Source organism: Aristophania sp. ESL1142 (assembly GCF_058107345.1).
On the sequence record NZ_JBYLUH010000001.1, the window covers coordinates 433,146 to 456,230 of the forward strand.

General features: G+C 47.3%; 19 protein-coding genes. 13 read left to right on the plus strand and 6 right to left on the minus strand.

Annotated features, from left to right (window positions below):
• The first annotated feature begins 126 nt into the window (after positions 1 to 126).
• A complete protein-coding gene (locus tag AC3B6P_RS01885; protein WP_489804461.1) occupies positions 127 to 678 on the plus strand; it encodes a DUF2721 domain-containing protein in 552 nt (183 codons plus the stop codon).
• Here the strand turns inward: AC3B6P_RS01885 and pstS are convergent.
• Positions 675 to 1,772, minus strand: coding sequence for a phosphate ABC transporter substrate-binding protein PstS (gene pstS / locus AC3B6P_RS01890; RefSeq protein ID WP_489804462.1), 1,098 nt, complete (start codon positions 1,770 to 1,772; stop codon positions 675 to 677). The two genes, AC3B6P_RS01885 and pstS, sit on opposite strands and share 4 nt — an antisense overlap.
• Before the next feature lie 114 nt (positions 1,773 to 1,886).
• On the opposite strand from pstS, the gene AC3B6P_RS01895 reads away from it, so the two are divergent.
• Positions 1,887 to 3,614: a hypothetical protein gene (locus AC3B6P_RS01895; RefSeq protein WP_489804463.1), complete on the plus strand. Its 1,728-nt coding sequence runs from the start codon at positions 1,887 to 1,889 to the stop codon at positions 3,612 to 3,614.
• A 36-nt stretch (positions 3,615 to 3,650) separates the two neighbouring features.
• Positions 3,651 to 4,997, plus strand: a complete 1,347-nt coding sequence (locus AC3B6P_RS01900; protein WP_489804464.1) for a UDP-glucose dehydrogenase family protein — start codon at positions 3,651 to 3,653, stop codon at positions 4,995 to 4,997.
• Between the two features lie 61 nt (positions 4,998 to 5,058).
• Here AC3B6P_RS01900 and cysC read toward each other — a convergent pair whose 3' ends face one another.
• From cysC to AC3B6P_RS01915, 3 genes are all read right to left on the minus strand, one after another.
• A complete protein-coding gene (gene cysC, locus AC3B6P_RS01905) occupies positions 5,059 to 6,927 on the minus strand; it encodes an adenylyl-sulfate kinase (protein WP_489805522.1) in 1,869 nt (622 codons plus the stop codon).
• Positions 6,928 to 6,944: 17 nt separating this feature from the next.
• Entirely contained in the window at positions 6,945 to 7,739 is a 795-nt protein-coding gene (gene cysD / locus AC3B6P_RS01910) for a sulfate adenylyltransferase subunit CysD (protein ID WP_489805523.1), read from the minus strand.
• Positions 7,740 to 7,814: 75 nt separating this feature from the next.
• Entirely contained in the window at positions 7,815 to 8,528 is a 714-nt protein-coding gene (locus AC3B6P_RS01915; RefSeq protein ID WP_489805524.1) for a phosphoadenylyl-sulfate reductase, read from the minus strand.
• Between the two features lie 273 nt (positions 8,529 to 8,801).
• Here AC3B6P_RS01915 and AC3B6P_RS01920 point away from each other — a divergent pair, with 273 nt between their 5' ends.
• The 4 genes from AC3B6P_RS01920 to radA all read left to right on the plus strand — a co-directional run bounded on the left by AC3B6P_RS01920 (position 8,802) and on the right by radA (position 13,088).
• Entirely contained in the window at positions 8,802 to 9,974 is a 1,173-nt protein-coding gene (locus AC3B6P_RS01920; RefSeq protein WP_489804465.1) for a hypothetical protein, read from the plus strand.
• A 96-nt stretch (positions 9,975 to 10,070) separates the two neighbouring features.
• A complete protein-coding gene (locus AC3B6P_RS01925; protein ID WP_489804466.1) occupies positions 10,071 to 10,856 on the plus strand; it encodes an MlaE family ABC transporter permease in 786 nt (261 codons plus the stop codon).
• Between the two features lie 30 nt (positions 10,857 to 10,886).
• The gene (locus AC3B6P_RS01930) at positions 10,887 to 11,675 is read left to right on the plus strand and encodes an ABC transporter ATP-binding protein (RefSeq protein ID WP_489804467.1); all 789 of its coding nucleotides are present in this window, start codon (positions 10,887 to 10,889) and stop codon (positions 11,673 to 11,675) included.
• 9 nt (positions 11,676 to 11,684) lie between these two features.
• On the plus strand, positions 11,685 to 13,088 hold the full coding sequence (gene radA, locus AC3B6P_RS01935; protein ID WP_489804468.1) for a DNA repair protein RadA: 1,404 nt from the start codon (positions 11,685 to 11,687) through the stop codon (positions 13,086 to 13,088).
• On the opposite strand, the gene AC3B6P_RS01940 is transcribed toward radA, so the two are convergent.
• Positions 13,085 to 13,684 carry an IMPACT family protein gene (locus AC3B6P_RS01940; RefSeq protein ID WP_489804469.1) on the minus strand — a complete coding sequence of 200 codons (600 nt, stop codon included), beginning with the start codon at positions 13,682 to 13,684 and terminating at the stop codon, positions 13,085 to 13,087. The genes radA and AC3B6P_RS01940 overlap by 4 nt on opposite strands.
• Positions 13,685 to 13,796: 112 nt before the next feature.
• On the opposite strand from AC3B6P_RS01940, the gene AC3B6P_RS01945 reads away from it, so the two are divergent.
• The 5 genes from AC3B6P_RS01945 to AC3B6P_RS01965 are packed head-to-tail and all read left to right on the plus strand — an operon-like array spanning position 13,797 to position 20,988.
• Complete coding sequence (locus AC3B6P_RS01945) at positions 13,797 to 16,388, plus strand: MMPL family transporter (RefSeq protein WP_489804470.1); 2,592 nt, start codon at positions 13,797 to 13,799, stop codon at positions 16,386 to 16,388.
• Between the two features lie 33 nt (positions 16,389 to 16,421).
• Complete coding sequence (locus AC3B6P_RS01950; protein WP_489804471.1) at positions 16,422 to 18,416, plus strand: TonB-dependent receptor plug domain-containing protein; 1,995 nt, start codon at positions 16,422 to 16,424, stop codon at positions 18,414 to 18,416.
• Between the two features lie 43 nt (positions 18,417 to 18,459).
• Positions 18,460 to 19,248, plus strand: a complete 789-nt coding sequence (locus AC3B6P_RS01955; RefSeq protein ID WP_489804472.1) for a substrate-binding domain-containing protein — start codon at positions 18,460 to 18,462, stop codon at positions 19,246 to 19,248.
• Positions 19,245 to 20,237 (plus strand): FecCD family ABC transporter permease, encoded by a 993-nt coding sequence (locus AC3B6P_RS01960; protein WP_489804473.1) that lies wholly within the window; start codon positions 19,245 to 19,247, stop codon positions 20,235 to 20,237. The genes AC3B6P_RS01955 and AC3B6P_RS01960 overlap by 4 nt, the downstream gene beginning before the upstream one ends.
• Positions 20,230 to 20,988: an ABC transporter ATP-binding protein gene (locus tag AC3B6P_RS01965; RefSeq protein WP_489804474.1), complete on the plus strand. Its 759-nt coding sequence runs from the start codon at positions 20,230 to 20,232 to the stop codon at positions 20,986 to 20,988. The genes AC3B6P_RS01960 and AC3B6P_RS01965 overlap by 8 nt, the downstream gene beginning before the upstream one ends.
• A gap of 5 nt (positions 20,989 to 20,993) precedes the next feature.
• Here AC3B6P_RS01965 and AC3B6P_RS01970 read toward each other — a convergent pair whose 3' ends face one another.
• Positions 20,994 to 21,965: a bile acid:sodium symporter family protein gene (locus tag AC3B6P_RS01970; RefSeq protein WP_489804475.1), complete on the minus strand. Its 972-nt coding sequence runs from the start codon at positions 21,963 to 21,965 to the stop codon at positions 20,994 to 20,996.
• Positions 21,966 to 22,789: 824 nt separating this feature from the next.
• On the opposite strand from AC3B6P_RS01970, the gene AC3B6P_RS01975 reads away from it, so the two are divergent.
• Entirely contained in the window at positions 22,790 to 23,074 is a 285-nt protein-coding gene (locus tag AC3B6P_RS01975; RefSeq protein WP_489804476.1) for a phosphopantetheine-binding protein, read from the plus strand.
• Positions 23,075 to 23,085: the final 11 nt, after the last annotated feature.

Below are 23,085 nucleotides of genomic sequence, written 5' to 3' on the forward strand. Positions count from 1 at the left end.
CTATTCCCTCAACAACAAACTTAGAACAACCTGTTGAAAATATTATTTACCCTTATTACATTCTGATTTCATTCTGAATACCAAAAATAAACTTCTTCAACCTGAAACCCTCTGTAAGAAATTTCCATGAATTTTCCTCTATACGCTGCTGATCCAGACACGGTTGATAGTGCAGCACACCTCATTCAGGTTGCTTTAACACCTGTTTTTATGCTTTCGGGCATCGGGACACTTATTAACGTCTTCAACACGCGCCTTTCACGCGTGTCTGACCATCTAGAGGAAATTAATCAGCGCCTTGCCCAACCTTTACTAGAGGAAGAAGGCAAAGAGCCTGATCCCTATTTTACCCCGGCACGCTTAAAAGTACATCAGGAGCGACTACGCCGGAGAGTTTTCGTCCTTGACCTCGCCATTATCCTAAATGGCTGTGGCGGGGCTTTTACCTGCGGTTCTGCAATTGCTCTTTTTGTCGGCTCTATCCGGGATGCTGTCACCTCATCATGGCTGATTTTCCTGTTTGGTGCCGCCTTGACCTGCACAGTCGCTGCCTTGTCAGCCTTTCTGGCAGACACGATCTTAAGCTGGCACGGGCTGAAGCATGACAGAGAGGACATGCTTCAAAAATATGAAGCACGCCTCATAAAAAAAGAGGAAACGTCTAAACCGAGTTCTTAATAACCAGACCAGTTGGCTAAAATGGCAGATCTTACTTTCTCAGGAAGCTCTACATATCCCATAGAACGGTTGATTTGGCTGCCATGCTCAAACCCCCATTGGAAAAACCTCTTTACACCGCTTCCTTCCGGGCTACCCATCCTGCTACGGGGGATCAGCGCATAAGTAGCGGAAACAATAGGCCAGCTTCCATTGCCCGGCTGGTCCAATAAATTAACCGTAAAGCCGGAAACTCCTTGCCAATCTGCGGCTTGTGTCGCCTGAGCGAGGCTTTCTAAGCTCGGTAAAATAAAGTTCCCCCCATGTGTTGCAAGCCTGGCAACAGGCAGATGATTATCCTCCGCATAAGCAAATTCGACATAACCAAGTGTTCCTTCAGTCTGCTTGACCAAAGCGGCTATGCCGTCATTTCCTCTGGCTCCAGCTCCTCCCGGCCATTCTACGAGTGTTCCGGCCCCGATCTTGCGTTTCCATTCTGGCGAAACCTGGGAGAGATAAGAGGTAAAAACATAACTTGTTCCTGAACCGTCAGCCCGATGAATTGGAACAATTTCTTCATCAGGAAGGTTCATACCAGGGTTTAATGATTGGATCCTGCTATCATCCCAGTTTGTAATCGTACCATCATAAATGGCCGCCAATGTGGGACCATCCAGATTAAGCGTATTTTGGGGAATGTTCCGTAAATGAACAATAACAACAACGCCACTCATGACCGTTGGGAACTGGTAAAGCCCCGCTTTTTTCAAAGCATCAGCCCCCATAGGCTTGTCCGTCGCTCCGAAATCCACAGTACCTGCAATAACCTGATCCTGACCGGCACCAGAACCAATAGACTGGTAATTAATATGCACATTCGTCTGTGATAAAGCGGCCTCGCCCCATCCCTCATAAACTGGAGCTGCAAAACTTGAGCCTGCACCCGTGACGGTCACTTCCTTATGGGCAAAATCACTCTTTGCATCGGCAAAAGAGGCCCCTGTCAGCCCTCCGATCAACAGAAAACCGCCAAACAGCATTTTTACAGATAAAGCACGATAAAAGCGCACATTGCCCCCGATGAACGTACGATAAGTCCATATTGCTTGTAGCATCAGATGCACACTCTGGCACCAAAATAAATTCTTAACGACTTTTAGACTATTGACAGCCTAAAGTTACTGTTAAGAGGGAGTTCAGTCCTTCACAGACTTAAGAGGTTGCCCTTTTTGACAGCTCTGCTCCGTCTCAAATTCAGGACCGTTTTCTCCATTATTCTAGGCGTATTCGCTTTTATCCCTGGTAGCCGGGCCTCTCCTACGACAGCTGATTCCATTGCTGTCATGGAAAAACAGATCCAGTCATTACAGCTACAGATTACCCAACTAAAAATCAGGCAGGAAGCAGAAAATAAACGTGTTCGTGCCCAGCTCGCCCGTCAGAGAGAGTTAATTGAGGCCAACCCCTATGCTTCCCGTGCAGCTTTAATACAAGATACTTCTTCCTCACCCTTTGATCGTAAGACAAAAGACTGGCTGACATTAACAGGCGTCCAATATGAACCTCTTGCCCCTTCTCTGACAGCCTCTACCCCTGAGGGAATCCTCACAGCCACCCCTCCTGCCCACCCAGATCTTTATAAACCCCTTCGACGTGGACAGCTTCAAATCGGGGGCGTACGTCTAACCTTGGGTGGCTTTCTGGAAGTCGCAACGATATGGCGGTCCCGTCATACAGGCTCAGATATAGCAACAGGCTTTAATGCCATTCCATGGAGAAACCAGCCAGTCCATCATATGAGCGAGTTCCGTCAGTCGGAACGGCAAAGCCGCCTCTCATTATTAGTAGAAGGCATGATTACCAAAAAAATCGAGGCTGATGCTTACGTCGAAACAGACTTTCAGGGCGCAGGGTCCTCATCAAACTCTCGGCAGTCAAACTCCTATGTCCCTCGCGCACGTGTGGTTTATGGAGAGGTCAAAGACCAGGATGACGGCCTTTATTTTCTCGGAGGACAAAGCTGGTCGCTCATTACCTTGTTTAATAAAGGCATGTTTGCCCGTGATGAACAGACACCTCTGGTTATTGAAGCCCAATATGTGCCAGGCTTTAACTGGACCCGGAACCCTCAGTTACGTGTTGTCAAAACATTTGGTAAAGAAGAACATTATGCTTTTGGAATTTCAGTTGAAAACCCAAGTGCTGTGCCTGCCGGCAAAGCTGCTGGTCATGTGACAGACCATGTCAGTGGCACAAATGTAAATAATCCCAATACATTTTATACCACTGACCCTGCCCCTGACCTGATTGCAAAACTCGCTGCCGACCCAGGATGGGGCCATTATGAAATTACAGGAATCATGCGCTTTTTCCGCAGTCGTTCCAGCAAAAATGGCGATGGTGAAAATCATACCATCATAGCCGGAGGTGGCGGCGGGGGCATGGTCCTACCTCTTATGGATAAAATCTTTTATTTACAGGCTTCCGGCCTTGTTGGAAAAGGGTTAGGGCGTTATGGCTCGGCAAATATGCCTGATTATACCTATAGGGCTAATGGTGGCCCCTCTGCCTTACCTGAAGCGAATTTCCTCATCGGACTTTATGGAATGCCAATGGATGCGTTGACACTCTATAGTTATGTCGGTGCAGAAAAAGTCTTGCAGCGTAAGGCCTTTGACCAGAATGGAGACCATTTCGGCTACGGCAATCACGGATATGATATGAGCGGATGCAAGAGCGAACTCTCAACTGCTTGTGCCGCTGCAGGAAATGTTCAAACCGTTGCGGAAATCACCGCTGGATTCTGGTACACAGCCGCACAGGGAGATTACGGCACCATCCGTATTGGAGGGCAATATGCCCATACTTACCTTAAAGCCTTTTCTGGTATAGGAGGAAAACCTCATATAAACGCTGATATGGTTTTTATGTCTTTTCGTTATATGCCATTTAACTGATTACCCTCTTCCTTCTTTCACCACGGGACTGCATATATGAAAATTACAATGATCGGGGGAGGATATGTCGGCCTGGTTTCCGGGGCCTGCTTTGCTGCATTCGGTGCTACAGTTACCCTTATTGAAAAAGACCCACAGCGTCTCTCTGCTCTTCAAGAAGGGAATATTCCTCTTTACGAACCAGGGCTTGAAGCTATTTTTACTAAGCAGGTCGCTCAGAGCCGCCTGACATTCTGCGGTAACATTGCAGAAGGCCTGAAAGATAGTGAAGTTGCCTTCATTGCTGTCGGGACACCAACACGACGGGGGAGTGGCCACGCTGACCTCAGCTATGTTTATGCCGCAGCCAAAGAAATTGCTGAAGGCGCACAGGGAAACCTGCTGATTGTCACAAAATCAACAGTCCCGGTCGGCACAGGGCGCAAAGTGCGTGAAATTGTCTCTACCATACGCCCAGAACTGGATATATCCGTTGCTTCCAACCCTGAATTTTTGCGGGAAGGTCAGGCTATTTCTGACTTTATGAAACCTGACCGCGTTGTCATTGGGCTGGACAGGCAAAGTCCTGATAAAGGTGATAAAGCCCAAGCTCTTCTGACAGCCCTTTATCAACCGCTTAACCACCCTCATACACGCCTGGTTTTTATGGGGCTTGAGAGTGCCGAATTAACCAAATATGCAGCAAATGCCTTTCTTGCCATGAAAGTGACATTTGCTAATGAAATGGCCGATCTCTGCGAAGCAACTGGCGCTGATAGTGATGAAGTCCGTTATGCGATGGGGCTTGACCCACGTATTGGCCCAGATTTTCTGACGCCTGGTCCCGGCTTTGGTGGATCATGTTTCCCGAAAGACACCCAGGCTCTGGCAGTAACAGCCCGCCATGCAGGCACCCCCAGCCAGCTGGTCGAAACCACAATTGCTTCCAATGAAGCACGTAAAAAACGCCTTGCCGAAAAAATCCTGACCCTGCTTGGTGATCTAACACATCCCAGAACAGTCGCGGTTCTGGGACTTACCTTCAAGGCTAACACTGATGATATGCGTCAGTCACCTGCCCTTACCCTGCTGCCCTTACTTTTTGAAGCAGGTCTCTCTTTGAGGGTTTATGACCCACATGGCATGGATCAGGCACGGCCTCTTTTGCATGAAGATATTTATTTTGCCAGAAATGCCCTTGATGCAGCACAGGGCGCAGACCTGCTCGTCATCCTTACGGAGTGGGATGAATTTTTACATATTTCGTCGTCAGAGCTTCTAAGCTCCATGAAAGGACGTATTATTATTGATTATCGCGGCATCTGGAAAAATAAGGAACTGAATTCACATGGATTCCGTTACTATCGCATCGGCCAGAAGCCCGTGACAGACGATAGAACCTGAAAGAAAAAAGGGGGCTGTGTCTGCCCCCCATTCTTAAAGCATTATCTTAGGCATCAACCTGTCAGATCTTTACGATCTTCATGATCGCACGTGACAACTCTTCTACGGAATCACAAACATCCTGTTCTGTCGAAAGAATAATATCCGCTTTCTCAGGACATTCATAAGGTGATGATATCCCTGTGAATTCACTGATCTGGCCTTCACGGGCCTTGGCATAAAGCCCTTTCGGGTCACGCTGCTCACAAACAGCAAGAGGTGTATTGACAAAAACCTCATGCCAATCCGGTCCAATAATCTTTGCAGCCATGGCCCTGTCTTCTTTCAATGGTGAAACAAGGGCAACCAGCACAATATGCCCAGCCTGAGACAGGATTTTCGCAACATGCGCTGCACGGCGGATATTTTCATGCCTGTCCTCTGCCGAGAAGCCAAGATCAGAACATAGACCAGCCCGCAACGTGTCGCCATCAAGAACGGTTATGGAATAACCCTCTTTTGTGAGCTTTTCTTCCACAGCCCGGGCTATTGTGCTTTTCCCGGAACCAGGCAGACCGGTCATCCAGAAGATTCCGGCCTTATGACCCCGCAACCCTGCTCTCTGAGAAGTTGAAACGCGGCTTGCTGTCGGATGAATCGCAGACTGACCCTTCTCAAGATCAGCAATACCAATCAAGGGCGCTCCACCGACGATCCGCTGATGCCCGTCAACCAGAACACCGCGCCCATCGCTCATGCCCGGAGCAAAAGGATCGAAAAGAATATTGTGCGAAGCTGCCAGAGTGATCTCTGCAAAACCATCGGCAGGCACTTCATCGCCAGGCTGAAGCGAAAGATCATCAAGATCGACAACAGCATCAATTGACGCGACAGTAACATCATGTTCCGCCGTTGAAAGACGCAGCTTGAAGCTTTCCCCTATCTGCAATGGCTCACTTCTTAACCAGAAAAGGCGTGTTTTCACACGCGCTGAACGCAAAGGAGCAGCCGCCTTATCTCCGGCAGGAAAAAGCAGGTCACCACGATCTGGCACAAGATCTGGCTCCAGCCGGAGAGCAATGGATTCACCCGCCCCAGCTACAGGCCGATGGGGCGCATGCCAGCGACAAACCTCAGCAATGGTCGCTTCCTGCCCCTGAGACCCGATTATAATACGGTCCCCTTCCCTGATCGTTCCCCTTTCAATACGACCGGCAACATAACGCTTATCATCAAAACGATAGACATCCTGTACAGGCATACGGAAAGGCAAAGCCAGGCGAGGTGCTGGCGGAGGCACTTCATTCAGAGCTTCTAGAAGGGTTGGACCTTTGTACCAGGAAGCTTTTTCCGAGCGCGTTGCTATATTATCACCATCACGTGCTGAAGCAGGAATAACGTGCTCAGCCGTCAGCTCAAGCCGTGCCAGAAGCTGTCTGATATCAGCTTCCACCTGCCGCAAGGGAGATTCCGCAAATTCCAGACGGTCAGCCTTGTTCAGCAACACAATCACATGCCGGATACCGATAAGACGCAGAAGCATAGCATGGCGTCTTGTCTGTTCACGCACGCCCTCTGCGGCGTCAACAACTAGAACAGCCGCCTCCGCATCTGCCGCTCCTGTAATCATGTTACGCAGGAACTGCCTGTGCCCCGGCGCATCGACAATCACAAATTCACGCTCCCCGATTTTGAAAGGGATACGTGTTGACTCTACAGTTACACCCTGATCGCGTTCAATCTGAAGAGAATCAAGCAAAAAGCTCCATTCCACTGTCAGACCGCGCTTGCGGCTGCTTTCAATAATCTGGGCAACACGCCCGTCAGGAAGGCTATCTGTGTCATAAAGCAGACGCCCGATAAGCGTTGATTTACCATGATCGACATGGCCAACAATGACAATTGGTGTGCTAACCGCCAGGGCCTGGGATGAAGAAGAAACAGAAGTCATGGTGTTCACTTAATTCCTTAAAGATAGCCGGCCACACGAAGACGCTCAAAAGCGTCTTCAGACTCATGATCCATAGCGCGTCCCGCCCGCTCGGACGTGCGGCTATTTTCAAGCTCAGCAATTACTTCCGCCACAGTGGAGGCAGTGCTCTCAATCGGGCTTGTAATATCCTGATCTCCCAATGAACGATAACGCTTGCCATTTTTGGCAAAATACAGATCAACAAGCGGAATATTCTCCCGCTCTATATAACGCCAGATATCAATCTCTCTCCAGGCGAGAAGAGGATGAACGCGGATATGCATCCCCTCCTCAAAAGGTGTTGCATATTGGTCCCAGAATTCCGGAGGCTGATTTCTGACATCCCAGCGATGACCCGCGCCACGCGGACTGAAGACACGCTCCTTGGCACGCGTCGCCTGTTCATCACGACGGATACCAGCAACAACACCACGGAACTGATGTTTCTCGATAAGAGCCGCCAATCCTGCAGTTTTACGGGCAGCAGAACGCGCAGCAGGAGGAAGAGAGGGATCCATCTCTTCCACTGGCGGACAATCACCCAAAATCAGTTCAAGATTCCATTTTTTTGTATATTCATCACGGAATTGATACATTTCAGGAAATTTCTTCCCGGTATCCACATGCATAACCGGGAAAGGAACACGCCCCATAAAAGCCTTCCGGGCCAACCAGACCATAACATTACTGTCTTTTCCCAAAGACCATAGCAGCGCCATAGGTTTCAACTTGCGGTAAGCCTCACGCAATATGAAAATACTCTGGGCCTCTAACTGATCCAGCCCATCCATAATACGAGGTTGTTCTAAACTCATGACTAACTTTCTCCTACAGGGAAGCATGTCTAAAAAAACTGGATTATAGTCTCAGCACTTAGGGGTAACAGGCACTGGACGGTGAATACCACATTCTATTTTCACCTTGCCGGCCCAACGCCCTGCACGACTGTCTTCGCCTTCTCCCACCACTCTGGTACAGGGAGCACATCCAATGGAAAGATAGCCTTTTGCAACTAACGGATGAGGAGGCAGGTGACGGTCTTTCATAAAAGCCGCAATATCTTCAGCACTCCATTCTGCCAGAGGATTGACTTTAACCGTACCGTCTTCCTGCGGTTCAATAACCGGCATAGCCGCCCTTGTATAAGACTGATTTCTCTTGCGCCCTGTAATCCAGAGATCGAACGACGGTAATACTGCCTCAAGAGGCTCCACCTTGCGCAAGGCACAACAGGCATCGGGGTCGAAAGCGGCCAACTGGTCCTGGGGGTCACGGTCCTTTAGTGACTTTGGAGAAGGAGAAAGAATTCTTACATCCTTCAGCCCTAGAAACTGGACAAGTTTATCCCTGTAATGCAGCGTTTCTGGAAAATGACGTTTTGTATCAAGAAAATAAACGGGAATCGAAGGTTCAATTTCTGCAATAAGTGCCAATAAGACAGCAGATTCGGCACCAAAAGAAGAAATAATGGACACACGTCCGGGAAAATGTTTCCAAATATATCCCAAAATAGCAGATGACATCTCACGAGGCGACATCGTCTCATGTAATCTGCCTGTTTCCTGTTGCAGTAAGATCAGTTCATCTGCTGTCAACGCCACTATGTTTCTCCTCCAGATCAACCCGTCCTTGATTAGCTCTAAACCTAATTAATACATAATTCAATGTTATTTATAATTTTAACTATACTATATAGTTAATTATATGATGAAGAAACCTCCAGCCTCCAACAAGTGGCTGATAAAAAACTCTTTTTGTAAAGAATTTACTTTCCAAAAAAAATTGTACTTCCTAAGGTGCGGAAGAGGATGATAATCATAAATCACAAGAATTTTGCTGAGGGGGAGCTCTGCGTGAAAGAGCGTCTGAAGTCTCTTTTCCTGACATCTTTTAGACATAGAGCCACAAGGCGGACCTTTGCCGCATTTATTTCCCTGATCGCTGCAAGTTCCTGCTTCCCTGCGTGGGCTGATGTTCCGCGTAATATATTGCTCCCGGCAGATGAGCTTGACCTCAGTGTGCCTTGTATTGAAGCACATCTTTTTGTGGATTCACGCTTGAAAAGCGGGATTATTATCAAGGACGCAAACGGTACAGCACCTGATATGACACAAGGCAGGGACGGCGCACAAAATCGTCTTTCCTTGAGTTACAGAAACTGTACTCCTGGCTCTTCGCTCTCAGTGATACTCTCTCCTAATACAACTTTAACAGTACATGACAGTTCCGAAGCTGTTATTACCCAGGAAGGCACGCTTGCCGCCCTGGAAATCAATTTGCAGGATGGCTCTCTCCTTGCAGATACAATTGAATCCCTTGATATGGCAGCAAATGGGGTCTCTCATATCAAGATTCACCAGCTTGACCGTGCCGCACAGATCGCTGCCGTTGGGACATCGGACATACATATAGACCAAGTTAATTTGACCGCTTTCTCCGCCACCATGGGAGGAAAAAGCGCATTACAGATTGATTCCGGCCTGATCAGCATTGTCACGCTTTTCCTCTCCAATCAAAGCCATGCCGCAATCCATGCCAGTGTTGGAAAAGCTGGCGTGACTGCCAATGATGAAAGCAAAGTAAAAATCGGCCCACTTTTAGGTGCGCTCATGCCCAGGGGATCTGGCTCTGTCGAGACTTTTGAAAAAGAGACACTTCCTGTAAAGCAGGCCCCACCTCCAAAGCCCATTGTCAAAGAAGGGCCTTCCCCTGAAGAACAGAAAGCAGCAGCAATCGCCGCAGAAGCAAAAGCATTTCTTCATAACGATTCTGTGCCCACACCTTCATCCGCGACGCCTCTTACCACGCCTCCAGTCGTAACCCCTCCACCTCCTTCGCCTGAAGTTGTAACGCCTGCTTTGCCTGACAAGGTTCCCTCTCAGGCAGCGCTTCAACAGGCTACTTTGCCTTCATCCACAAAAAATACGGATCTATCTTCTGCTCCCGGGGAAGAAAAGGAGCAGGAGCCTTCAGCGTCTGAAAATGCGGATGAAGCACCAAAGGCTTCATTAAAACCCCTGCCATAAAGTGCTATAAGAATGTGAACGGACGATGTTATCATCCGGCCTGTAAAAATCTGATAGAAAAAAAAGCCTTAATCCGCAAATTACGGGGATTCAAATGTGACGCTTCTCTCTTCACCATTCATTGCCTTGGGGCGTTTTATTCTTTCTGGCTTCAGACAGGCTGGCACTATAGCCATTTTTGGCGTACTAGCACTCCAGGGCTTGTTTAAAAGGCCTTTTTATTTCAAAACATTTTTAGTGACCTGTATAGAGATCGGCTTTCTTTCTCTACCCGTGGTTGCATTGACGGCCATTTTTGCGGGCGCTGTCATTGCTCTGCAATCTTATACAGGTTTCAAACAATATCATGCACAAAATGCTGTTGCGAATATTGTTGTGTTAGCAGTGACCCGTGAACTAGGGCCCGTTCTTGCAGGACTTATGGTCGCTGGGAGAGTGGGCGCCGCCCTTTCTGCCCAGATCGGCACAATGCGCGTCACAAACCAGATTGACGCCCTTACGACACTTTCTACAAATCCTATCAACTATCTCGTCACGCCCCGTCTCCTAGCCTCTACACTGGCCCTCCCCGTCCTGGTGCTCATCGCTGACATCCTTGGGGCTTTTGGAGGGTTTAGCGTTTCTGTCCTTAAGCTCGGAATTGAGCCACAAAATTATATTAATGCGACCATAGAAGCGGTTAAATTTTCAGATACGGTCACGGGACTGGTTAAAGCCGCTATTTTTGGTTTTCTGATAGCCCTTCTGGGATGTTATCATGGGTATCATAGTAAAGGCGGTGCTGAAGGTGTTGGATCGGCAGCGACGGCAACTGTAGTCGCAACGTCAGTGCTTATCCTGCTCTTTGACTATATTCTGACCGATCTGTTTTTTAACGTCTGAGCCTCCCTCCTTGCAGAAGGTATTTTCTCTATGAGTCTTCCGCGTTTGCGCATTCGTGGGCTTAAGAAATCTTTTGGCCCAAAATCAGTTCTCAACGGGATTGATCTTGATGTCGAGCAGGGGACCTCCGTGGTCATTATAGGCGGATCAGGCAGTGGCAAATCCGTTTTATTACGCTGTATCCTGGGGCTGACTCTTCCTGATGAAGGTATAATCGAAATTGATGGGGAGGATGTTTTACGCGCCTCTCCCCCCAGGCAGGAAGAATTACGCCGTAGAATTGGCATGCTTTTTCAGAACGCAGCTCTTTTCGATAGTATGAGCGTTTTTGATAACCTTTTATTCGGTCTGAAAGCAAAATCATCCCTTCACCCCCGCCGGGACCGTAAAAAACTGGAAGAGAGCGCTTTTAAACTCCTTGCTCAGGTCGGACTGGACCAAAGCGTTGCAGCATTGAATCCTTCAGAGCTTTCAGGTGGAATGCAGAAACGAGTAGGCCTGGCACGTGCTATTGCAGGACAGCCTGATATTCTGTTTTTTGATGAACCCACAACGGGCCTCGACCCCATTATGGGAGCGATTATTGACGGTTTAATCACAGATTGCGTCAAGAAAATCGGTTCAACAGCCATCACAATCACGCATGATATGGCCTCGGCCCAGCGCATCGGTTCAGAAGCGGCCATGCTCTATCAAGGCAAGCTGATCTGGAAGGGGGCTGCGCAGGCCCTCCTTCATTCCGGCAATGAGATTGTTGACCAATTTACTCACGGACGGCGCGAAGGGCCAATCCATATTGAGACAACCCCTGCTCTTTAAGGCACCCTTATGGCAAAAAAACCTACCACCCGCTTTGTCTGCCAGAACTGCCAGGCCTCTTACCTGAAGTGGCAGGGGAAGTGCGAAAATTGCGGTGAGTGGAATACACTTGAAGAAGAAAAACGCGAAGCAACACCTCGCCGTACAACACCTCTCAAAGGTGCGGGCCTGACGACTGTCCGCCTTGATGGAAAGACAACGCCTCCCGAACGGATCAATAGCGGGATTACGGAATTCAACCGCGTTCTGGGGGGAGGATTTGTGCCGGGCTCAGTCGTCCTTGTCGGGGGAGATCCCGGGATTGGCAAATCAACCCTGATGCTTCAGGCAACCTGTGCCCTTGCCGGAACAGGGCATGAAGTTCTTTATGTTTCAGGTGAAGAAGCAATTGACCAGATTCGCCTGCGAGCTCAACGTCTGGGCCTAGATGTCAGGCCAGATGCCCTAAATACCCTTGACCTTGCTGCCTCTATCAATGTGAATGACATTGTGGCCACTCTGGAAGAGCGACATATTCATAAAGTCGTCGTCATTGATTCAATCCAGACAATGTGGCTGGAAGGTATCGAAAGTGCTCCAGGTTCAGTTTCCCAGGTACGTGCTTGTGCCTTTGAACTTATTCGTCTGGCAAAAACCTTGGGATTTTCACTTGTCCTGATTGGCCACGTCACCAAAGAAGGATCTCTGGCCGGGCCACGTGTGCTTGAACATATGGTCGATGCGGTTCTCTATTTTGAGGGTGACCGTGGCCATCAATTCCGTATTCTGCGTGCTGCAAAAAACCGATTTGGCGCAACAGATGAAATCGGCGTATTTGCCATGACGGATTCAGGGCTTCGGGAAGTTCCCAATCCATCTGCCCTTTTTCTGGCTGAACGACATGGAAATATCGCAGGCTCTGCCGTTTTTGCCGGTCTGGAAGGCACAAGACCTGTCCTTATGGAAGTGCAGGTCCTGCTTTCTTCCAAAACAGGTGAGGGTACCCCAAGGCGCGCCGTCATTGGTTGGGATAGCGCCAGACTAAACATGATTCTCGCTGTTCTGGAGGCACGCTGTGGGCTGAAGCTGAACTCAATGGATGTTTATCTCAATATTACGGGGGGCATAAAAATCACAGAACCCGCCGCAGACCTCGCCGTTGCTGCTGCTCTTATTTCAGCAGCGACCAGCCGTCCTACAAAATCTGATGCTGCCTATTTCGGAGAGATTGGCCTTTCCGGTGAACTGAGGCAGGTCAGCCAGACAGAGCTGAGGCTAAAAGAAATTGCCAAATTGGGCTTTCAACATGCCTATCTCCCCCGCCATGTTAGTACTAGTTCAGCACGACCAAGACCGCCTCAAGGACTATCCTTGCAGGAAATCGGGCATTTAAGTGACCTTGTAAGCCTTTTTGCGGCAAAGGATCGCTCTTAAAACTGATCTTCTTCCAGAAATTGGAGCTGCTTCTGCCCCCGCGTCCTATCGCGCAGCCAGTCTGCAATCTGTTCCTTCTGGCTTAGTGGAAGAGAAATTTGCAAAGCGGCCCCTTCTGCGTCAAACGCGCACATTTTCATTTCAGCCTGAAACTGCGGTAACTTTGCTTCCACTTCAGCATAAAGGGAAAAGGGGCAGTGAAATTTCAAACCAATACGCTCTATAAGCTCGATCTTTGCCGCCTCCCGCAGACAGGCTGAAGCTGCTCCACTATAGGCCCTTACCAGACCACCGGCACCAAGCTTGATTCCGCCAAACCAACGCGTGACAACGACCATGACGTGGTCGAAATCCTGCCCTTCTATCGCTGAGAGGATAGGCCGCCCTGCTGTTCCTGACGGCTCTCCATCATCATTAATTCGGAAGCGCGGCCCTATTTTAAAGGCCCAGCAATTATGAGTCGCTTCTGGATCTGATATTTTTTCAAGAAATTTCATGGCGTCATTTTCGTCACTCACATTGCAGATGCGTGTGCGGAAAACACTATGTTTAATAATTGATTCATGCTCGGCCACGCCGTCAACTGTCCAGCTCATAGGCTCTTTTTACGCAAAGCGTGTCATTCTTTCCAGCATATCAGAAATTGCGCAGAAACAAATTGAGTTCTAAAAGCAGTCCTAGGCCCTGTGTCGTTTAATAAGGACTGATATGCTTTCCAGATTAACATGTGGTTTGACTAGTTTCTGCTCTCGTCATGCTTATACTGTTTTGTCATTCTTCCTTCTTCTTTGTCTCGGCGCAGGCTGGTTGAGTTACAAACAGCTTGGAATCAGCACTGAAACTGACAAGCTTTTTTCAGACACGCTTCCCTGGAAGCATTATAATCATGAAATTGAGCATCTTTTCCCCGGAGAAAAAGATACGCTCGTTGCCATTATCAAGGCAGATACTCCTGAAGAAGGTCAGGCTACTGCCCATGCTCTGACTGAGCAGTTAAAAAAAGATAATACGCATTTCAAATCAGTTTCAGAACCTGCGGCCAATCCCTTTTATACACATCATGCGCTGCTTTTTCTCGATCAGGACCAGCTTGAACCTTTACTTGAGTCCATTATCGCTGCCCAGCCTTTCCTCGGCACGCTTTCAGCTGATCCGTCATTAACCGGGTTATTCCAGAGCTTTAACCTCCTATCCATGGGGATTAAAGCCGGACAGGCTGTACCTGAAAGCTTTAATAAAACCCTGGCAGCCTTTGCCCAGTCTCTTGATGCAGCCTCTCATGGACAGGCGACCCCTCTTTCTTGGCAGAATCTTCTTGCTGGGGAGCTAAGCTCTATGGGGGGGGATTATTATTTTGTCATGACCCATCCCAAACGCGACTTCACCTCATTTGAGCCGTCAGAAGCCGCAACAAGGGCAATGCGTGCAACAATTAATGCCCTTCCTTCCGTCAAGGCCGGACGCGCTACCGTTTTGATTACGGGAGAAGCTAAGATCAATGATGAGGAATTCTCTACTGTCGCAGAAGGCATGGTATGGGGATTGGTTATCTCATTAACCCTGGTGACCTTATGGCTTATTCTAGCTGTTCGTTCGCTCCGCGTTATTATCCCCATTCTGATAACCCTTGTTACAGGGCTGATACTCACCACCGGGTTCGCCGCTTTGAGTGTCGGAACACTGAATCTGATTTCTGTGGCTTTTGCGATTCTGTTTGTCGGGATTGCTGTTGATTTTGCCATTCAGTTTGGCGTGCGCTTTCGCTGCCAGCATGGCGCGCAAGGGGAAAGTCTCTCCCAGCTTGAAGCGCTTTCACACACAGGTGCTGAAAGTGGCCCCCAGATTTTCATAGCCTCACTGGCAACATCTGCCGGCTTCATGGCCTTTACACCCACGAATTTTGTTGGTGTGGCCCAGTTGGGACTCATTGCAGGGGTTGGCATGCTTATCGCCTTTGCCTGCACGCTCACCATTCTGCCTTCACTACTCGTGATTTTCAAAGCACGTTCTTCTGCACAGAATCATGGTTTTCTCTTCCTGAAACCCCTTGATACCGGCTTACGCCGTCATCGTTTTGTCATATTAGGACTATTTGCTCTTGCTGGTGCGATAGGATTAGGTCTTACAACACAGCTTCGTTTTGATTCTGACCCTCTTCATACCAAAAATCCCAATACTGAAGGGATGAAGGCTCTGAGGCTCCTGGAAGCGAACCCATTAACAACATTCTATAACGCCCAGCTCATTGTAAAAGACAAAAATATTGCAGCCAGACAGGCTGAGGCCTTGTCCCGCCTTTCAAGTGTTCATGATGTTTTATGGGTTGGCGCGCTTGTCCCTGACCATCAGGATGAAAAACTTGCCCTGATCGAAGATGCCGCAGAACTGATTTTACCCAGTCTTGATCTTTCTTCAACATTGCCAGAGGCCAACGTCCAGTCAATGCGTCAGACTGCCTTAAAAACAGCAGAACAGCTTGATGCTATTGAACCGGAAAAATTAACACCAGCCCTGAAACAGCTCAAAGAGGCCCTGCATCGTCTGGCCTTGGCTCCCGATAAAACAATTCTGGATGCAAATCAGGCGCTGATGCAATTCCTGCCAACAGAGCTTCAGCAGCTTAAAACCGTATTAAGCCCGACTGCCATCACATATGACGCCATACCTGATGATATCAAACGGGAATATGTCTCTCCCGATCAACGCTACAGGCTCGTCATCCACCCTAAAGGGCAGATGTCAAACCCGGTGGTTCTGAAGAAATTTGTCGATGAGCTTAAGACCGTTAATCCAGACATTGCCGGTCCTGCCCTTGAAATCACTGAAAGTGCCAGAACTATTACCCACGCATTCATGGAAGCTGCTCTTTGCGCAATCATCGTGATTACACTTATCCTAATTGTGGCCCTTCGTCGCCTTATGGATAGTCTGCTGGTTATCATGCCACTAATTCTGTCTTCCCTGCTGACAGTCATTCTGATCACTCTGCTGCCAGAACCTTTAAATTATGCCAATATTATTGCGCTCCCACTGCTTTTAGGTGTTGGGGTTTCGTTCAACATCTATTTCGTCATGAACTGGCGAGCCGGTTTAAAAAACCCACTAACATCACCTACAGCACGGGCGGTCATTTTCTCCGCACTCACCACAGGTTCCGCCTTTGGCTCACTGGCTGCCTCAGCTCACCCTGGAACAGCCAGTATGGGGCGCCTCTTATTACTCTCACTAGGATGCACGCTACTCTGTACGCTCTTCTTCATCCCAGCCTTACTCCCCAAACGGCCTATAGATGACCGCTAGGTTTCTTAAAAAAATCCATGCTATCAAGGGAGAATGATTAAAGAACGCCCTGGATCATGGCCCGAATTCAACAGGCTTTTCTGGTCCAGAGGCGTCCTATTACCTAAAAACCGCTCCGTAAAATATACAGGTATTTTCTCCTTCATGGTCATGTCGGCCCTTCTGGCTGATATGAAGGCCCTTGCCTCTACTGACCTTTCTTCTGCCGAAGAAATAACCGTAACCGCAGAGCAGACGCCTCATTCAATAAATAAAACTGGTTCACAGGTTACCGTCATAACAGACAGAGACATTGAGCTAACCCAGAGGCGTGACCTCTCCACGCTTATCTCATATGCCCCTGGCCTCAATATGGTGAGGACAGGCGGAACAGGAGGAACAGGCTCCATTTTCATGAGAGGGCTCAATGCCAATGAAGTAAAACTTCGTCTTGATGGAATGGATATTAACGACCCCTCCACCCCAGAAGGCGCTTTTGATCCTGCCCAATTTTTAACTGATGGCCTTCAGAAAGTGGAAATCCTCAGAGGACCGCAAAGTGGTCTCTATGGCGCTGATGCCATGGCTGGTGTGATCGATATGACGACCAGAAAAGGCGAAGGATCTTTTAAAACAAGCGCCAGAGTAGAAGGTGGCAGCTATAGCACCTCCAATCAGATGCTCTCTTTTTCTCGAACACATCGCAAGTTCCACTATTTTTTAGCACTCTCTCACAATCATACAGGCACCTATCAGGCCGTGCCTGCACATTACAGGCAAAACAGCACCGGCCCCGTTGCGCAAAACCGCAATGATAACCGGACCGCCACGATGCGTTTTGATTATGACATCACGCAGAATCTGGAAGCAACCTTAACAGCTCATTTAACCCAGGCTGATTATCGGTTTGAGGCTGACCAATCTCTCCCACCTACATACATCTCCACCCCTGGCCCACTCAGAAATGAAAGTGACTTAAACCAAGCGATTGTAAGAGGGGAACTTCGATGGAATTTTCATGACATATTCGAACAGCGTTTTGGTCTCGGCTATGTAACATACCGTCGACGTGACCAGACAGCCGGAGAAGCTGAAATTTCCTTCAACCGAGGTGATAGACTGAAAGCAGACTGGCATGGCCTGACCCACCTCGGTAAAAATGCAAGCCTGTTGACTGGGTATGATTATATTAGGGAACGTCTGATCGACCCTACTCATTATCAAACGACAACCAACGCCGGTTATGCACAAATTGAAGGGCACTGGCACAATCTCTTAATGGGAGCTGCCAATATCCGTTATGACAGTAACTCTAGGTATGGCCATTATGTTACATGGCGCATTGCACCGGCAATCCGAATCCCTCATACTGGCCTGACTCTCAAAGCCAGTGGTGGAACGGGTTTTCATGGGCCATCTTTAAACCAGCTTTTTGTAAGCTATCCTGATTTTAACAGTTTCTCCAACCCCCATTTAAAAGCTGAAAAGCTCATTGGCTTTGATAGTGGATTTGAAGAGCATCTCTTTAATAACCGCCTGGTCTTTGGCAGTGATTATTACGAAAACCATGTCCATAATCTGATCAATTACAGTTATGTCCCTTCCAGGAATGGTTACAGTTACCTCAATATTGCAAAAGCCAGGACACAGGGTGTGGAAACTTACGCCACGATCATCCTGCGCTCTAACCTGCAATGGAAAGCTTCTTATAGTTATAATATAAGCCAGGATCTGACAGAAAAAGCACCTCTGATCCGCAGACCAAAACATAAAATCACAGCGAGTTTTATCTGGAACCCTTTAAAAAACCTATATATCGTTCCATCAGTGCTCTATGTCAGCTCATGGCATGATACAAACCGCTTTAATTTTACGCCCCTGCGTGCTTCAGGTTACGTCACTTTTGACTTTGCCACCCAGTACAAACTGACAGATTTTTCAACATTTTTCATACGTGCTGATAACCTTGCTAATAATCATTATGAAAACCCTTCTGGCTATTGGCAGCCCCGGCGCTCTTTTTATGGAGGTGTGACGATTGGGCTGTAAAATACGATCCTTTATTTTATATGCACTCTGTGTCTGGTGTACTGTGCCATCCAATGCCTCGTCCCAGACTCACTCTGCCAGACATGTCGTCTCTCTCAATCTGTGTACAGATCAGCTTCTGGTATGGCTTCTACCCCCCAATGAGATTGCCGGATTAAGCATATTGGCCCGTAATTGCGCTGAATCAGCCATTTGTCAGCAAGCTTATTCCATCCCTGCGATCAGAGCGGATGGAGAAGATATTTTAAACCATAGCCCGACCCATATTCTCGAAAGCCAGTGGAACCATCCTTCTGTGCAAAAAATCGCCCAGTTACAGTCCATTCCCTATAAAACATTTCCTGACGCTCAAAATCTTGATGACATTCCCCAAAACATCAAAGCGCTTTCGAGATGGCTGGGTATTCCTCAAAAAGGGGAACTACTTGCGCAGAAATTCATGGAAAATGAGCAGAGTTTAAGGCTTCTTGGCCCATTTCCCCCACTAAAAGCCGCTTTTTATAGTGAAAGTGACGATCCACTTCTGGAAGATATTATAAAAAAATCCGGTTTTCTTTCTCTCTCAGGGAAACAGGATCATTACCGTGTTTCTTCACCAGAAACCCTGATCATGACGCCCCCTGACCTCCTGATTATTTCCTCTCTTCATGAAGGAGCCTCATTGAAGGAAACAAAAATCCTGCCTCCTTTTCTGCTAAAGCGTTTCAGACCCAAACGTCTGCTCATCATTCCCATGAAGATGACATTATGTGGCTCACCTTATTCTCTCGAAGCCTTGAGACTTTTACGAAATGCACAGCAAACCCTTTTGAGAGAGGATAGAAAACCATGACCCGCTATTACTATGTTCTCCTCTCTCTTTCAGCACTTCTCATAGGGTGCAGTTTCTTATCCTTTAATAGTCATTTGCCGCTAGAAGTTCATGTTTTACAGGGTATAAAAGATTTTTGTTTCAATCATGATTCAGTCAGCGCCCTGATTATCGGACATTTACGCCTGCCCCGGTTTTTACTTGCTTTATTAATCGGAGCAGCCCTGGGGCTGGCAGGTGCCAATCTACAATCTGTTATGCGCAATCCCCTGGCGGACCCTGGGATCCTGGGTATCACAGGCTGCGCCTCACTTGGAGCTGTGCTGATATTCTATACTGGTATTCTGTCAGGCCTTTCACTAAGCGTGCCAATCGCCTCTTTCGGCGGGGCGTTATGCGCCTGCCTTATTCTGCTCGCCTTCAGCCGTTCCGGCATTACCATTATAACCCTTGCCGGAATTGCCCTCAGCACCATGAGCATTGCCTTACTCTCACTCATCCTGAATCTCGTCCCCAGTCCTTATGCCCGATTTGAAATAACACACTGGCTTTTAGGATCTTTAAATCAAATTTCTCTTCAGGATTTTTTAATAGCGTCTCCAGGTCTTATCATTGGTATCCTTCTTTTACTTGTAACAGGACGCCAGCTGGATGGCCTTTCTTTGGGAGAAGACATTGCCCGTTCTATGGGAATCAACCCCAACATCACCCAGTCTCTCATTATTTGCGGCTGTGCTCTGTCCCTTGGTTCTGCGGTTTCTGTTGCAGGAAATATCGGATTCATAGGGCTGGTTGTTCCCCATATTGCCCGGTTCCTGGTAGGGTACAAACCTTCTAATATACTTATCCCCTCAGCAATCCTCGGTGCCTCTCTGCTAATCGGAGCAGACGGCATAATTCGGTTATATAATCCTGAAAACCCCCTCCCTATCGGGATTATAACAACATTGATCGGAACACCTTTTTTCCTGTTTCAGATATGGAAGCTCAACCAGAACCACAATGTCTGATATGTCTCTTACAGCACACCATATTACAGTTACCTTGGGAAAGAGAGTTTGTCTTGATGATCTCTCATTAACCCTCAAGCCCGGAGAGTTATTGGGCATTTCAGGGCCAAATGGTGCTGGGAAAAGCACTTTGTTAAAAGCACTTCTGGGTATTGTTCCACTTTCGAAAGGAACTATCACCCTGAACAATCAACCATTAAAAACTATACCGCCGATAAAGCGAGGACAAAATATTGCCTATCTTCCCCAGGAAAGAATCCTACCTTACGGCTTAACCATGGAAGAAATCGTCAGCCTGGGAAGGCTACCCTATAAAAAAGAAACATCCCTCCAGAAACGCATCATCATGGAAAAAATCATCAATGATCTGACATTACAGGCGCTCCGTTTCCGCAGAATGGAAACACTTTCAGGAGGGGAGAAAGCACGTATTTGCCTGGCACGGGCTCTGGCAGTAGGAAGCCCTTTTCTCCTGATTGACGAACCCATGGCCTCTCTTGATCCTGCCTATTCATTAAAAATAATGGAGATCCTGCGCAGGAAAGCCAAAGAAGCACAAATAGCGATTTGTATTGTACTTCATGATTTATCTCTTGCCGCTCAATATTGTGACAGGATCGCCTTTCTAAAACAGGGTCGTCTCATAGCACAGGGCGCCGTTAAGGACGTCATGACCGAAGAGATTCTGCAAAATATCTATGAAACAGCCATAAAAATAATTGATGATATTCCTCTGCTCATACGCCCTTAGCCTCTCTATTCTTGATCCATAGGGCGCGATGCATAATGACGCGCCAGAACTGTGCAGACAAAAAGCTGAATTTGATGATAGATCATCAAAGGTAATACAATAATACCAGCTCCTGATGGAAAAATGACACTTGCCATAGGGACACCGGTCGCTAACGACTTTTTAGACCCGCAAAATTGCAGGGCAATTTCACTTCCCTTACTCTGCCCTAATAAGCGTCCAAGTCCGTAAGTCGCACCGAGTAATAAAAAAAGCAGAATCGTATCAAGAAGCGTCACTTTCCCCAGATCGATCAATGGAACCCGTTTCCATAATCCCTCAAGCACAGCCGTACTGAAAGCAGCATAAACCAGAACGAGGATAGACCCCCTATCCGTGAAAGAGAGAAGAATTTTATGACGATGGACGATAGGACCCATCCATTTCTGGCTGAATTGTCCTACGAGAAAGGGCAATAAAAGCTCGCGCCCCACTTCCAAAATCGTTTGAAAGCCCGAACCACTATCACTGCGATTAAGCAAGAAACCGCAGAGAAGGGGCGTAAAGACAATCCCCAATACATTAGACGCTGTTGCTGAGCAAATCGCCGCAGGCACATTGCCACGAGCAATTGATGTTAGAGCGATTGACGATTGCACTGTGGAAGGAAGGCAACACATAAACAGGACACCAGTCCAGAGATCAGAACTGATAAATCCGTTACTAAATACGAGGTGACAAAACAGATAAGACGCAAGGCCAATGAGCGGAAAAAGAACAAAACTGGCGAAGAGTGTCCCCCCTTGAAGGCGCCAGTCCTGCAAACTTTCAATTACGGCATGGCGTTTTAATTTTGCCCCCTGAAAAAAAAACATTAACGTAATCAGGAGCGTGCTTAACCTGTCCATCCAGGGCTTCCATGATGGAGGACATGGAAAAAAGGAAGCCAAAAGGACGGCTGCTGTCAACATAACCAAAAAAGGATCTATTCTTTTCATAAAATACCTTACGGCTTTTCCGGCATGTCATGCAGTAGCGGCAACCAGATTTAAGACCAAAAATATCTGTCTTATGAAGAAGACTCAATTTGCTCTTTTTCTCTTTAGTCTCAATTAGTTGTGATCTGTTCCTCTCCCGAAAAATAACCCGTCCTCGCCCAAAAGCAAAGCCCGGTTCTCTTCCTTCAGTCCTTTCTTTGTATAAACTCAAGCCGTTAAGGTCATTTTTGCTGAAGATGGTTCACTAACGACATAAGGACCAGCCGCAATAACCTGAAGTCCAACGATCGCCATACTATTGGGCTGGCAGACTAATAATAGGTTTTCCCATCAGAGCCTTTTTCAGCAATCAAGATTCCACCACTGACAACAGTAGCTCCACTCGGTGCGCCATATGTAAGTGACATTAATAGTTTCTTCCTCCGCAAAATATGTTGATTTTTTATTAAAAAATCCCAACTCATCTCAAAAAGAATTATATTTAACAGAGAACATAATAAAAATTACGATATTACTGTCGGATATAAATAAATAATTGCCATTTTTAATATTTATAAAAATCAATTTTATATAAATAACACATCAAATAATATTTATATTATAGAGATAATTTCTATTTAATTTTATCTCAAAACCACAAACTTACACAAATTACATTACATCATTACGCAATAATTCATACACCATACATGCCAAATATCACCTTAGAAATATCAAAGTAATCAATCCGCTATTTCAGATATCATTTAATAGACTTGCTGGAATATACACCCAGTGGTAATAAAGCTTCGTCTTTGTCTATCATTAATGGATATACCCCTTACGTGACGACATCTACCTTTTCCAATCGACAATCTTCTTTTGAGCATGAACTGGCGACCCATCTGGTTGAAGCCGTCCAGCTGGATATGGACCCGCAGGATATCGATCCAGAAACTCCCCTCTTCGGAAAAGGGCTTGGTCTTGATTCAATTGATGTGCTGGAAATAGCGCTCATGATTAATACACAATATGGCCTTAAACTAGAATCACATGATGATAAGAGCCATGATATATTTTATTCATTACGGTCTCTTGCCCAGTATATAGACGCTCATCGTCCTGACTGATCTTCTTTTTC

What these genes read in the sequence shown, in the direction of transcription:
- AC3B6P_RS01885 (WP_489804461.1), top strand. Translation starts at nt 127, where the DNA reads ATGAATTTTCCTCTATACGCTGCTGATCCAGACACGGTTGATAGTGCA.
- pstS (WP_489804462.1), bottom strand. Translation starts at nt 1,772, where the DNA reads ATGCTACAAGCAATATGGACTTATCGTACGTTCATCGGGGGCAATGTG.
- AC3B6P_RS01900 (WP_489804464.1), top strand. Translation starts at nt 3,651, where the DNA reads ATGAAAATTACAATGATCGGGGGAGGATATGTCGGCCTGGTTTCCGGG.
- cysC (WP_489805522.1), bottom strand. Translation starts at nt 6,927, where the DNA reads ATGACTTCTGTTTCTTCTTCATCCCAGGCCCTGGCGGTTAGCACACCA.
- cysD (WP_489805523.1), bottom strand. Translation starts at nt 7,739, where the DNA reads ATGGATGGGCTGGATCAGTTAGAGGCCCAGAGTATTTTCATATTGCGT.
- AC3B6P_RS01930 (WP_489804467.1), top strand. Translation starts at nt 10,887, where the DNA reads ATGAGTCTTCCGCGTTTGCGCATTCGTGGGCTTAAGAAATCTTTTGGC.
- radA (WP_489804468.1), top strand. Translation starts at nt 11,685, where the DNA reads ATGGCAAAAAAACCTACCACCCGCTTTGTCTGCCAGAACTGCCAGGCC.
- AC3B6P_RS01940 (WP_489804469.1), bottom strand. Translation starts at nt 13,684, where the DNA reads ATGAGCTGGACAGTTGACGGCGTGGCCGAGCATGAATCAATTATTAAA.
- AC3B6P_RS01945 (WP_489804470.1), top strand. Translation starts at nt 13,797, where the DNA reads ATGCTTTCCAGATTAACATGTGGTTTGACTAGTTTCTGCTCTCGTCAT.
- AC3B6P_RS01950 (WP_489804471.1), top strand. Translation starts at nt 16,422, where the DNA reads ATGATTAAAGAACGCCCTGGATCATGGCCCGAATTCAACAGGCTTTTC.
- AC3B6P_RS01960 (WP_489804473.1), top strand. Translation starts at nt 19,245, where the DNA reads ATGACCCGCTATTACTATGTTCTCCTCTCTCTTTCAGCACTTCTCATA.
- AC3B6P_RS01965 (WP_489804474.1), top strand. Translation starts at nt 20,230, where the DNA reads ATGTCTGATATGTCTCTTACAGCACACCATATTACAGTTACCTTGGGA.
- AC3B6P_RS01970 (WP_489804475.1), bottom strand. Translation starts at nt 21,965, where the DNA reads ATGAAAAGAATAGATCCTTTTTTGGTTATGTTGACAGCAGCCGTCCTT.